Below are 12486 nucleotides of genomic sequence, written 5' to 3'. Positions count from 1 at the left end.
TCCGTCGACCGGCCCCGGTCTCGCTGTGTAGGGTCCGGGAGTAGTCAGAAACAGTGGCGCCAGCCCGGTTCCGGGCTGCCCCCGAGGCCTTCCAGGTCGGCGAGACCTGTCACACATGTTCGTGGGAACACTCACCTTCGACCTGCTGCTGGGCGACGTCCACTCGCTCAAGGAGAAGCGTTCGATCGTGCGGCCCATCGTGGCCGAACTGCAGCGCAAGTACAGCGTGTGCGCTGCCGAGACCGGGAACCAGGACCTGCACCGCCGGGCCGAGATCGGTCTCGCGGTGGTCTCCGGCGAAGCCGGGTACGTCACCGAGGTCCTGGACAGCTGTGAGCGGTTGGTCGCCGGCCGCCCCGAGGTGCAACTCCTCTCCGCGAGGAGGCGCTACCACAACGACGACGACGAATGAGGACCGTGGAGCCGGCCGGCGGAAGTCGCCGTTCTCACACGGATCAGGACCGAGAGCGCCCGCAAGGCCGGGCGCGGGCCGGTACTTTGGGGCGTGGGCCCCGACGGGTGCGCAGCTCGCCCGGGTACCGGGCCCACTGCACGAGGAGGCAACGTGACCGACACCGCAAGGGCGCGCAAGCTCGCCGACCGCATCCAGGTGGTCGTCGCCCAGACCCTGGAGCGGCGGGTCAAGGACCCCCGCCTGGGGTTCGTGACCATCACCGACACCCGGGTGACCGGAGACCTGCGCGAGGCCACCGTCTTCTACACCGTCTTCGGTGACGAGACCGAGCGCGAGGCCACCGCGGCCGCGCTGGAGAGCGCCAAGGGCGTGATCCGCTCCGAGGTCGGCAAGATCGGGGTGCGCTTCACCCCGACGCTGACCTTCGTCGCGGACGCGCTGCCGGACAACGCCCGGAACATCGACGACCTGCTCGACCGGGCCCGCACCTCGGACGCCGCCGTGCGCACCCAGGCCGCGGGAGCGAGCTACGCCGGCGACGCGGACCCGTACCGGGTTCCGGCGTCCGAGCGTGACGACGAGGACGAGTAGTCATGGCGGGTGAGCCGGCGCGGGCCGCCTCGCGAGCCGGATCGACCACGGGGGCGTCCTCCACCAGCACGGTGGAGGGTGCCCTCGCGGCACTCCCGGGCCCGCGCACCGAGGAGAGCGGGTTCGAGCTGCTCTGGCAGCAGGTGGTGGCGGAGATCGGGCGGGCCCGTTCGATCGACCTGATCTGCCACATCTGCCCGGACGGCGACGCGTTGGGCTCCTCGCTGGCGGCCGCGCTGGCGCTGCGCGCGCTCGGCAAGCGGGTGCGGGTCTCCTTCGGCGACGACCCGCAGATCGTGCCCGAGTCGCTGGCCTTCCTGCCCGGCCAGGAGCTGATCGTGCCGGCCTGCGAGGTGCCGGACGTGCCCGAACTGGTGCTCTGCTTCGACGTGGCCGCGGAGAGCCGGCTCGGCCTGCTCCGCGACAAGGCCTTCGCCGCGCCCGTCCTGGTGGTGTTCGACCACCACGCCTCCAACCCGGGTTTCGGCACCCACCAGTTGATCGACCCGACCGCGCCGGCCACCGCCGTGCTGGTCGACGAACTGCTGCGCAGGCTCGGCGTGGTGCTCGACCAGGAGCTGGCCACCTGCCTCTACACCGGTGTCGCCACGGACACCGGTTCGTTCAAGTACCGGGCCACCACGCCCGCCACCCACGAGCTGGCCGGCCGGCTGCTGGCCACCGGCATCCGGCACGACCTGATCTCCCGGCAGCTGTGGGACACCTCCTCCTTCGGCTACCTCAAGGTGCTCGCCGGCGCGCTCGACCGGGCCGTCTACGAGCCGGAGGCGGCGGACGGGCTGGGCCTGGTGTGGACCTGGGTGCCGTACCAGGACCTCGCGCTGTTCAGCGTCACGGTCGAGGAGATCGAGGGGCTGATCGACATCCTGCGCCGCCCGGCCGAGGCCGAGGTGGCGCTGGTGCTCAAGCAGGACCCGGACGGCACGCTGCGCGGCTCCTCGCGTTCCAAGGGGGCGGTGGACGTCGCCGCGGCCTGTGCCGAACTGGGTGGCGGGGGGCACGTCTACGCGGCCGGGTTCAGCGTCCGGGAGGACGTGGCCGCGGTGGTCGAGCGGTTCCGGGGTGCGCTGAGACCGGTACGTTGATCGTCTCCGCTGATGTTGTTGAGAGAAAGAACCCGATGAAGCGCAAAGGCACCGGCCCGGACGGCCTGGTGATCGTCGACAAGCCCGAGGGCATCACGTCGCACGGGGTCGTCGCCAAGCTGCGGTGGCTGGCCGGGACCCGGAAGGTCGGGCACGCCGGCACCCTCGACCCGATGGCCACCGGCGTGCTGGTGATCGGCGTCGAGCGGGCCACCCGGCTGCTCGGACACCTGATGCTCACCGCCAAGACGTACGAGGCGACCATCCGGCTCGGCCAGACCACCGTCACCGACGACCGCGAGGGCGAGGTGACCGCCTCGACCCCGGCCGACGCCGTCACCCGGGAGGCGATCGACGCCGGGATCGCGGCGCTCACCGGCGAGATCATGCAGGTGCCGTCCAAGGTCAGCGCGATCAAGATCGACGGCAAGCGCTCGTACGCCCGGGTCCGCGAGGGCGAGGACTTCGAGCTCGCGGCCCGGCCGACCACGATCCACTCCTTCAGCGTGCACGAGCAGCGCGCGGCGGTCGCCGAGGACGGCACCCCGGTGATCGACCTGGACGTCACCGTCGAGTGCTCCTCCGGCACCTACATCCGGGCGCTGGCCCGGGACCTGGGTGCCGGACTGGGCGTCGGCGGGCACCTGACGGCGCTGCGGCGCACCAAGGTCGGGCCGTACGGGGTCGAGTCGGCGCGCACCCTGGAGCAGCTGGAGGCCGAGGTCACCGGCGAGTCCGCCAAGCCGCTGGAGGTGCTGCCGATCGCCGACGCCGCGGCCGCCGCCTTCCCGCGCTGGGACCTGGACGAGGCCTCGGCGCAGAAGCTGTCGCACGGCGCCCGGCTGAAGGCGCCCGGGATGGGCGTGGACGGGCCGATCGCGGTGTTCGGGCCGGACGGGCGCTTCCTGGCGCTGGTCGAGGAGCAGGGCGGGCAGGCGAAGCCGGTCGCGGTCTTCGTCGGCTGACGGTCCGGTCGCCGTTCGGAGCCCCCGTCGGGATTCACCCCGACGGGGGCTCCGCCGTTCCCGGACGTCGTTCACCCGCACGAGGGAGCGCGCGGAGTGAACGCCCGTGGTGAGCGGCGCGGGCGCGGTCGGGCGGGCACCTCGGCGGGCAGGCTTCGGGCGGCGGGCGAGCGATGGCCGAGGGGGCACGAGATGCCGGGTTTTCCGGAGGGCGATCCGGGGCGGTACCTGCTGCGGATCCGCGACCTCGACGGCCGGCTGCACGGCTTGGGGTTCGTCGCCGACCCGCAGGGGGTCGTGCTGACGGCGCACGAGAGCGTGGCCGGACTGGACCGGGTCGTCCTGCACACCCCCGGCGGGCAGACCAGGGTGCTCGGCCCGGACGCCGTGCTGGCGCTGCCCGGGCACGGGCTGGCCCTGCTGCGCACCGAGGCGGTCGGCGGGCTGCCGGTGCCGCCGCTGCCGCTGGCCGCCGCCGTCGCCGGGCCCGAGGTGCTGCTGCCCGCGCTGGCGGGGGAGGACGGACGGGTGGTCGCGCTGCGCTGCGGACTGCTCGGCGTCGCCGGCGCGGCGCACGGCGGGCACCGGTCGGCCGGGGTGCTGCTGCTGGACGTGCCGGTGGTCGGCGGGGTCGCGGTGCCGGCCGGCTCGCCGGTGCTGGACGCCCGCAGCGGGGCCGTGGTCGCCCTGGCCGCGCCCGCCGTGCGCGGGCCCCGGCACGGCGGGGCACTGCCGGCCGTGCCGGTGGGCGCGGCGGCGGTCGGGGACGGCCCTCCGGGTGGAACGGGCGCCGCCGAGGTGCTGGCCGGGCTGCTGGCGAGCAACGCGGCGGCGGTGCCCTGCTACGGCCCGGCGCTCAACCTGGCCGGGGTGCTGCGGCTGACCGCCGCCCAGGTGGCGGCCGCCGGCGCCGGACCGGGCCGGCTGCCCCACCTGGCCGCCGACCGGGTGGACCGGCCGGACGGCCTGGCCGGGGACGAGCCGGTCGCGACCGTCACCGCGCTGGTCGGCGCCCCCGGCAGCGGGCGCACCACCGAACTGGCCGCGCTGGCCGCCCGCCGCACCGGCGGCGCCCACCCGCTGCCCACCCTCTGGCTGCGCGGCGCCGACCTGCGCGCCGGGGACCGCTCGCTCGCCGAACCGGTGGAACGCGCGCTGGCCGCCGCGGCGGCCGTCCTCGGCGCCCCCGCGCCCGCGCCCGAGCCGGTGGCGGCGCTGTGCGCGGCGGCCGGCCGGCCGCTGCTGGTGGTCCTGGACGGCCCGGAGGAGGCCCCGCTGCCGGTGGACGCCCACTGGCTGCGCGGCGCCGGGCAGTGGCTGACCGGCTGCGGGGCCAGGCTGGTGACGGCCTGCGGGGAGGAGCTGTGGGAGCTGCTCGCGGCCGAGACCTGGGGGAACGGCACCCCCGGCCCCCGGCGCACGGAGGAGCCGCACCCGGACGGCGACCTGGGCAGCGCCCCCACCGTGCGGATGGACGGCCGCGGCGCGGGCGGGCCGAGCCTGGCCGGGCAGCGGCTCGGCCCGCTGCCCCCCGAGGCGGCCGAGCGGGTGCGCCGCCGGTACGGGCTGCCGCCGGGCCATCCGGCCGCCGCCGAGGACGCCCGGCACCCGCTGGCCGTCCGGCTGGCCGGGGAGCTGTGGGCGCAGGGGCTGCACGACGGGCCGGTGCGCCGGAGCGAACTGTTCGGCGCCGTCCTGGACCTGCGCTGCCTGCGGGTGGCCCAGCGGCTGGCCGAGGACGGCCGGCCGCGCCGCCCGGGCGCCCACCGGCGGGGCGCGGTGCGCCCGGGCGGGCCGCGGCACCGCCGGGTGCGCCGGCTCGCGGCGGCGGTGGCCGGACGGGTGCACGAGGCGGCCCGGCGGATGCTCGGCGACCGGTCGGGCGGCGGGCTGGACCGGGCCGTCTTCGAGGAGCTGTTCCCGGTCGAGGGCGGCTGGGCCACGGCGGTGCTCGCCGAGGGCCTGTTCGTCCCGGCCGGGCCCGGATTCCGCTTCGCCCACGGGGAGTTCGCGGACTGGCTGCAGGGCCGGCACCTGGACCTGGACGCGGCGCTGCGGCTGCTGCTCGGCGAGGCCGAGGACACCCCGCCGTGGCCCGCCGACGAGGCGCGGGAGCCCGGCGGCCACCCAGTGGGGGAGCCGGCCGGGGTGAACACCGTCGCCCGGCACCGGATCGGCCCGGTCGCCGCCGCACTGCGCCGGGTGGCGGAGACCTGGGGCGCCGGCGCCCTGGACCCGTGGCTGCACCGGATCTGGCGCGCCCTCGACCTGCGCCCGCCGGGCAGCGAACCCGCCTGGTGGGCGGCCCGGTTGCTCGCCGCGGGCCTCGCCGCCAGCCCGGACCGCTCCGAGCACCTGGCCCTGCTCGACCAGTTGGCGTCCCGGATCGCCGAACGGGCGGGTGCCGCCGGTGCGGTGGCTCTCCCGGCGGCCGGACTCGGCCGCTTCGGCCCGGCCTTCTGGACCGGTCTCGGCCTGCCCGTCGAGACCGAACTCGCCCTGCTGCGCCGCCTGGTGCCCGCCGACGGCCCCGGGCAGCGCTTCCTCGCCGTGGTGACGGAGCGGCTGCGCGCCGACCCGGTCGCGGTGTTCCCGCTGCTCTGCGCCTGGTTCGAGGACGAGCACGGCCTGCCGGGGCGCTCCGGGCGCACGACGGCCGACATCGCCCACGATCTGCTGCACGCCCACCGTCGGCTCGCCCTGGACGAGTTGGCCGACGCGCTGGCGGCCGCCGCGCACCCGCGGGCGGACGCGCTGCTCACCGTGCTGGCCGCCGAGGAGCCGTCCGCGCTCTGCCGCGCGGTGGACCGCTGGAGCCACGACCGGCGGCCCGAGCGGCACGTCGCGGCCGCCGTGCACGCGCTGCGGACGGCCCCGTACGCCTCCGGTGCCGGGGTCGAGCTGCTGCGGTACACCGCGCTGACCCTGCTCGCCCGCGAGGACGAGCCAGGTCTGCACGGGGCGGCGCTGGCGCTGCTGGTCGGCGATCCGGTGACCAGGGCGGAGTACCTGCCGGCCGCGCTCGCCCGGTTCCGGGCCGGCGGCGACGCCTTCCTCACCCCGCGGGCGCTCGGCCCGGCCCTGGAGAGCGACCCGGAACCCGTCCTGGCCGCGCTGGCCGACCGGGCGGCCGCCCCCGGCGCGGCCCCCGCCGAGACGCTGCGGGTGCTGGCCGACGCCACCGCCCCGGCGGCCCTGCGGCGGGGCGCCGAGCTGGCCGCCGGGCTGCTGCGCGGGAACCCGGCGCTGGCCGGTCCGGTCGCCGTCGACTACCTCGGCCGTCGGCTGGCCCGGGCCGCCGCCGTCGGCCCGGGCGGCCGGCCGGAGCTGAGGATGCTGCTCGGCGCCGCGCTGGCCGACCGCAGCGCGGCGGTCCGGCGGCCGTTCGCCGAGGCGCTGTCCGTCCCGGTGGCCGGCCCGGCGGCGGACGCGCTGCGCCGCGAGCTGCTGGACGCCCTGCTCGCCACCGAGACCGACCCGGCGGTGCTGACCGCCGTCGTGGAGCGGCTCGCCGAGCACTGCGCGGCCGAGGACCCGGCCCGGGCCCGTGCGGTGCTGGCCAGGGCCGCCCAGGGGCTGGCGGGCGCGGACGAGCTGCTGGTGCGCTGCGCCGGGCGGTCGGCGGCCTTCGCCCGGCTGCTCGCCCGGTGGCCGTCCGGTGCCGTGCCGACCGCCCAGGACGACCCCGGGCCGGCCCGGATGCGGGCCCTGGCGGCGGCCGGACGGGACGCGCGGTACGCCGCCGAGGAGGCCGAACGGGCCGTGCCCGGGCGGTCGACGGGGCCCTCGGCGGGCTCAACCCGTATTCCGGTGCCTGAGCCGGGGCAGGCGCATGGCACGCTATAGGGGTTCGGGTTTTGAGCGTTTGAGCGTACAGAGGGTACGCACCGTACGGAACAAGGAGCGGTCAGGTGCAGCGCTGGCGTGGCCTGGAGGAGATCCCCGGGGACTGGGGACGCAGCGTCGTCACCATCGGCTCGTTCGACGGGGTGCACCGCGGACATCAGCTGATCATCGGGCGGGCGGTCGAGCGGGCCCGCGAACTCGGCATCCCCGCGGTCGTGGTGACCTTCGACCCGCACCCGCGCGAGGTCATCCGCCCGGGCAGCCACCCGCCGCTGCTCGCGCCGCACCCGCGCCGCGCCGAGCTGATCGCGGAGCTCGGCGTGGACGCGGTGCTGGTGCTGCCGTTCACCACCGAGTTCTCCCAGGAGTCCCCGGAGGCCTTCGTCCGGCAGGTGCTGGTGGACGCCCTGCACGCGCGGGTCGTCATCGAGGGCCCCAACTTCCGTTTCGGGCACCGGGCGGCCGGGGACGTCACGCTGCTCGGCGAACTGGGCCGGGCGGACGACTTCGAGGTCGAGGTGGTCGACCTCCAGGTGTGCGGCACGGCCGGGGACGGCGAGCCGTTCTCCTCCAGCCTGACCCGCCGGCTGGTGGAGACCGGGGACATGGCCGGCGCCAACGAGGTGCTGGGCCGCCCGCACCGGGTCGAGGGCGTGGTGGTGCGCGGCGCGCAGCGCGGCCGCGAGCTGGGCTACCCGACCGCCAACGTCGAGACCGTGCCGCACAGCGCGATCCCGGCCGACGGCGTGTACGCGGGCTGGCTGACGGCGGACGGCGAGAAGATGCCGGCGGCGATCTCGGTCGGCACCAACCCGACCTTCGACGGCACCGCCCGCACGGTGGAGGCGTACGCCATCGACCGGGTCGGCCTGGACCTGTACGGGATGCACGTGGCCGTGGACTTCCTGGCCTACCTGCGCGGGATGGAGAAGTTCGACTCCATCGACGCGCTGCTGGACCGGATGGCCGACGACGTCAAGCGGGCCCGCGAGCTGACCGACGGCGTCTGACCGACGGCGTCTGAGCGCCGGGACGCCGGAAGGGGCCCACCGACCGGGTGTCGGTGGGCCCCTTCCGCCGTCTCACTGCTGGGGTGCCTGCGGCGGGTAGCCGTAGCCCGGGCCCGGCTGCTGCGGCCAGGGCGCCCCGGGAGCGGGCTGCTGCGGGTAGCCGTACCCGGGCGGGGGCGGCGGGGCCTGGCCGGGCTGCGGGGCCCACGGCGCCCCGGGGGCGGGCCGGCCCGCCTGCTGCGGGTAGGGCTGGGGCTGCCGCGGGTCGGCGTACGGCTGCGGGTAGCCGGGCTGCGGCTGGGCCTGCTGCTGCCAGCCGGCCTGCTGGGCGGCGGCCTGCTGGGCCCGGACGATGTCCTCCCCGACCAGGGTGGCCAGCTCGAAGTAGGCCTCCCGGACCTTGGGCCGCATCATGTCGAGGTTGACCTCGGCGCCGGCCGCCAGGCTCTCGTCGAACGGCACCACGATCACGCCGCGGCAGCGGGTCTGGAAGTGGGCGACGATGTCCTCGACCTTGATCATCTTGCTGGTCTCGCGCACCCCGGAGACCACCGTGATGCTGCGCTGCACCAGGTCGGCGTAGCCGTGCGCGGAGAGCCAGTCCAGGGTGGTCGAGGCGCTGGAGGCGCCGTCCACGCTGGGGGTGGAGACGATGATCAGCTGGTCGGCCAGGTCCAGCACCCCGCGCATCGCGCTGTACAGCAGGCCGGTGCCGGAGTCGGTCAGGATGATCGGGTACTGGCGGCCCAGCACGTCGATCACCTGGCGGTAGTCGGAGTCGTTGAAGGTGGTCGAGACCGCCGGGTCCACGTCGTTGGCCAGGATCTCCAGGCCCGAGTTCAGGTCCTGCGAGGTGAACTGACGGATGTCCATGTAGCTGCGCAGGTGCGGGATGGCCGTCACCAGGTCGCGGATGGTCGCGCCGGTCTGGCGCTTGACCCGGCGGCCCAGGGTGCCGGCGTCCGGGTTGGCGTCGATCGCGATCACCTTGTCCTGGCGCTCGCTGGCCAGGGTCGCGCCGAGCGCGGTGGTGGTCGTGGTCTTGCCGACGCCGCCCTTGAGGCTGATCACGGCGATCCGGTAGCAGCTCAGCACCGGGGTGCGGATGACCTCCAGTTTGCGGGCCTTCTCGGCCGCCGCGGCCTTGCCGCCGAACTGGAAGCGCGGCTGCTGGCGCTGCTGCTTGGGCTGGCTGCGCAGCAGCCGGTCCGAGGACAGCTCGACGGCCGCGGTGTAGCCGAGCGGTGCGCCGTGCGCGGTCTGCTGCGGGGCGGCGGCCTGCTGGAAGGCGCTGGGCTGTGGGGCCTGCGGCTGCTGCCACGGCTGCCCGGGGTGCCCCGGCAACGGCTGGCCGGGCTGCGGCTGGCCGGGCTGGGCCTGCGGGCCGGGCTGCGGCTGCGCCGGCTGCTGGTACGCGACGGGCTGCGGCCAGCCGCCCTGGCGCGGATCCACCGGGCCGGGCTGCGGCTGGCCGGGCTGGGCCTGCGGGCCCGGCTGCTGGGGGGCGACGGGCTGCTGGGCCTGTTGAGCCTGCTGGGCGGCCCACGCGGCCTGCGGGTCCCAGCCCGCCGGCGGGCCCTGGGGATCCTGGGGGTGCTGCGGCGGGGCCTGCTGGACCGGCGGCTGCGCGAAGTTCTGCGGCTGGACGGGCTGCCCCGGCTGCGCGGCCGCTGCGGGCCCCGCCGCCGGGTACGGCTGCGCCACGGGCTGCTGCGCCGCGGCCTCCGGCGTCGGCCAGACCGGGGCGCCGGCCTGCGGCTGCTCGGCGACCGGCGGGGCCGGGGCGGCGACCGGGAACGGGACGTGCTGCGCCTCGGCCTGCACCGGCGTGGCGGGCGTGGCAGCGGGCGCCGGAACGGGGGCGACGGGGGTGGCGGTCGGCGCGGTCTCGGCCGCCGGGGCGGCGGCCTGGCCGGGCACCGGGGCGTGGGCCTGCTGCTGCGGATCCTGCTGGGCCTGCCCCGGAGCCTGCTGGGCCTGCCCCGGAACGACGGTGGGCGCCGGCGCGTCGGGCTCGGCCGGAGCGGGGGAGGCCGGTGCGGAAGCGGCCGGCGCGGCCGCGCCGGAAGCCCCCGTGGGCTCGGTCTGCACGTACCAGGACGGGGGAGTGTAGTCAGGCGCGTCCGACCAGTCGTCGTCGTCCTCTGCCGCGTTGTCGCCGACGTAGACGCCGTCCCGATCGCTGCTCACTCTGGCTCCCTCGTGTTCGCCGCCGCTTGTTCAGCGGTGCCGTTGCCGCATCAAAGACTAGGCCGTACGGCAACCCCCGCTGAAGGCGGCTTCGCTTCCCCGGCGGCCCGCCCGGTGCGGCGAGCCGCCGCTCAGTCCATCCGGCGCGGCCCGCCGAGCACCTGCTGTTCGGCCTGCCCGGCCACGGCCCGTACGTACTGTCGCCGCATCCGGGTCGCCCACAGGGTGAGGTCGTCGCCGAGGGTGGGAAGCGCGGCCACGTCCTCCGGCGGCAGCGACAGCACCCGGCCGGTCAGTTCCGCCTCCTGCGGCGAGATCCGCTGCACGCCGACCAGGTCGGCCGCGTTCAGCACCCGGGAGGCGTTGGGGCCCAGGTAGGGCAGCAGCGTCAGTGTGGTCTGCCAGGGCGCGGCGGAGAGCCGGCTGCGCGGCGGGCGGGCGCCGAGGTCGCGCACCACCAGGACCGGCGAGGCCACCGAGGCGCCCTGCGGGCCGAGTCGGCCGACCTGGTGGATCGTCACGCACGGCTGGCCGCCGCCGGCGGCCTGGGCCATCGGGCCCCACAGCTGTCCGCGGGCGGTCTCCACCGCGACCCGGGCGCCGATCGCGGCCGCCCGCAGCGCGATGACCTGGGCCGTCCACATGCCGCCGACGAGCACCAGGTCGTACGAGGTCGGGCGGAACAGGCCGAGCACCGCGGGCAGCCCCTGCGGGTCGACGCCGATCACCACGCCGTCGTCGCCGACCGGGAAGGAGAGCGCCGCGAGGTCGGCGGGCTCCAGCACGTGCTTCTCCCGGCGCGGGCCGCGCAGCCCGAAGCCGGGCAGGATCCGCGGCCGGGCCCGGCGCTGCTCGGTGCCGGGCTGCGGTCCGGTGGTGGGGTAGGTCTGGTACGCCATCAGGAGGCCCCTCCGAGCGGCAGGGTGGCGAGCATGCCGGGCGCCTGCTCCAGGTCGAGCCGGACGAGGCCGAGCCCGGTGCTCTGGGCCCGGGTCTCCACCAGGCGGCCGATGTCGCCGACCTCGCTCTCGTTGCGGCCGGTCACCCGCAGGTGCCCGCTGACCGTCACCGAGCCGCCGGTGCCGTGCCCGGCGGTCAGGCTGAAGGTGCTGGCGAGGGCGGGGGAGCCGGTGATCAGGTTGACCAGGTCCGGCGCGGCGATCCGGCCGGGGGCGCCGCCGGGGCGGCTCAGCTGCGGCCAGCGGGAGATCCAGTAGGTGGTGTGCCAGCGGTCGTCGATGCGCCAGAACCGGTTGCCCTCCTGGGTGCGGCGGGTGGTGCCGCCGCCGCTGCCGGTGCCCTGGCGGCCGGCCACCGCGATCGGGTTGGCGCAGGTGGAGATGGCCAGCGCGGCGATCAGCTCGCGCTCGTCCAGCACGGTCGCGTTGAAGCCGGCGCTGTTGAGCCGGCCGGCCAGCTGGTCGGTGACCCGCTGCAGCGCCTTGCGGGCGCCCTCCTCACCGCCGCCGCGGGCCCGGACGGCGGTCGCCGCGCGCTCCGGGTCGAGCTTCAGGGCGATCCAGGTCAGCCGCAGCCCGGGGGTGGCGGTGCCGTCCGGCAGCTCGCGGTAGGCGCGGGCGGCCAGCGACTGGTCGGGCAGGTGCTGGGCCGGGGCGGGCTGGGTGTGCTGGACCAGTTGCACCGACTCCAGGGTGATGTCGTCGACCGTGAGCGCCGAGCAGATCACGTCCAGCGGCAGCGGCAGGGCGGTGCGCGCCGGGCGCAGCGGCTGGTCCTTGGCCTGGACGAGCAGCACCGAGCTGAGGAAGGTCCCGTCGCCGACCATGCCGGTCTCCCGGCGGACCGGGCGGCCGCCGAACTCGGCCTCGGTGGCGTGGGTGCAGGTGCGCAGACCCGGTTCGAGCTCCAGGGCCGGCGCCAGCGCCGGGTCGGTGCCGGCCGGCGGCAGCAGCGTCCTGGCCTGCCCGCGGCGGGACTTGAGGGCGGCGCGGACCAGCAGCAGCTCGGGGACGGTGCGGCCGCGCACCGGGACGAGCGCGAGCAGGACCAGCACCAGCGCGACCGCGCCGAAGCCGGCCGCGACCGTGCGGCTGATCGTCCAGCCGACCGCGACCAGGGCCGCCGCGACCTCGACCAGGACGAGCTGCTGGAGCTTCAACCGCCCGCCCAGCAGCCCCGGTCGGGGGTTGACCCGCACCTGGACGGCGCCGCCGCCCACGGTGCCGGTCGGCTGCGGTTCCGTGCTCGCGGGCCCGGTCCCCGTTCCCGTCCCGGTCGGCGGCGCGCTGCGCTGCGCCCGGCCGGCCCGGCGCGGCCTCCCGCCGCCCGCGCTGCGGCGGCGTCCTGGAGCGGTCTGGCTTGGCATCCCCCGGTGGCCCTCTCTGATCCGTTGTCGCGGCCCG

9 protein-coding genes are annotated in these 12486 nt (G+C 76.8%); 6 read left to right on the top strand and 3 right to left on the bottom strand.

Annotated elements, in window-relative coordinates; genetic code table 11:
• Positions 1–115 precede the first annotated feature (115 nt).
• The 6 genes from ACWDBB_RS26740 to ACWDBB_RS26715 all read left to right on the top strand — a co-directional run bounded on the left by ACWDBB_RS26740 (position 116) and on the right by ACWDBB_RS26715 (position 7933).
• Positions 116–412, top strand: coding sequence for a DUF503 domain-containing protein (locus tag ACWDBB_RS26740; RefSeq protein WP_030289887.1), 297 nt, complete (start codon positions 116–118; stop codon positions 410–412).
• Positions 413–565: 153 nt separating this feature from the next.
• Entirely contained in the window at positions 566–1006 is a 441-nt protein-coding gene (gene rbfA, locus ACWDBB_RS26735) for a 30S ribosome-binding factor RbfA (protein WP_363393814.1), read from the top strand.
• A 2-nt stretch (positions 1007–1008) separates the two neighbouring features.
• Positions 1009–2112, top strand: coding sequence for a DHH family phosphoesterase (locus tag ACWDBB_RS26730; RefSeq protein WP_449792023.1), 1104 nt, complete (start codon positions 1009–1011; stop codon positions 2110–2112).
• A gap of 35 nt (positions 2113–2147) precedes the next feature.
• Positions 2148–3077, top strand: coding sequence for a tRNA pseudouridine(55) synthase TruB (gene truB / locus ACWDBB_RS26725; RefSeq protein ID WP_392921599.1), 930 nt, complete (start codon positions 2148–2150; stop codon positions 3075–3077).
• Between the two features lie 192 nt (positions 3078–3269).
• Positions 3270–6923, top strand: coding sequence for a serine protease (locus ACWDBB_RS26720; RefSeq protein WP_449792022.1), 3654 nt, complete (start codon positions 3270–3272; stop codon positions 6921–6923).
• A gap of 65 nt (positions 6924–6988) precedes the next feature.
• Positions 6989–7933 carry a bifunctional riboflavin kinase/FAD synthetase gene (locus ACWDBB_RS26715; protein ID WP_449792021.1) on the top strand — a complete coding sequence of 315 codons (945 nt, stop codon included), beginning with the start codon at positions 6989–6991 and terminating at the stop codon, positions 7931–7933.
• A gap of 72 nt (positions 7934–8005) precedes the next feature.
• Here the strand turns inward: ACWDBB_RS26715 and ACWDBB_RS26710 are convergent, their stop codons facing one another.
• The 3 genes from ACWDBB_RS26710 to eccE all read right to left on the bottom strand — a co-directional run bounded on the left by ACWDBB_RS26710 (position 8006) and on the right by eccE (position 12449).
• A complete protein-coding gene (locus ACWDBB_RS26710) occupies positions 8006–10123 on the bottom strand; it encodes a MinD/ParA family ATP-binding protein (RefSeq protein ID WP_449792020.1) in 2118 nt (705 codons plus the stop codon).
• A 131-nt stretch (positions 10124–10254) separates the two neighbouring features.
• Positions 10255–11022 carry a hypothetical protein gene (locus ACWDBB_RS26705; protein ID WP_449792019.1) on the bottom strand — a complete coding sequence of 256 codons (768 nt, stop codon included), beginning with the start codon at positions 11020–11022 and terminating at the stop codon, positions 10255–10257.
• Positions 11022–12449 carry a type VII secretion protein EccE gene (eccE, locus tag ACWDBB_RS26700; RefSeq protein WP_449792018.1) on the bottom strand — a complete coding sequence of 476 codons (1428 nt, stop codon included), beginning with the start codon at positions 12447–12449 and terminating at the stop codon, positions 11022–11024. Before eccE ends, ACWDBB_RS26705 begins: the two co-directional genes overlap by 1 nt.
• Between the last annotated feature and the right edge of the window lie 37 nt (positions 12450–12486).

Source organism: Kitasatospora sp. NPDC001095 (assembly GCF_053598615.1).
This window is presented reverse-complemented; position numbering and strand designations above follow the sequence as displayed.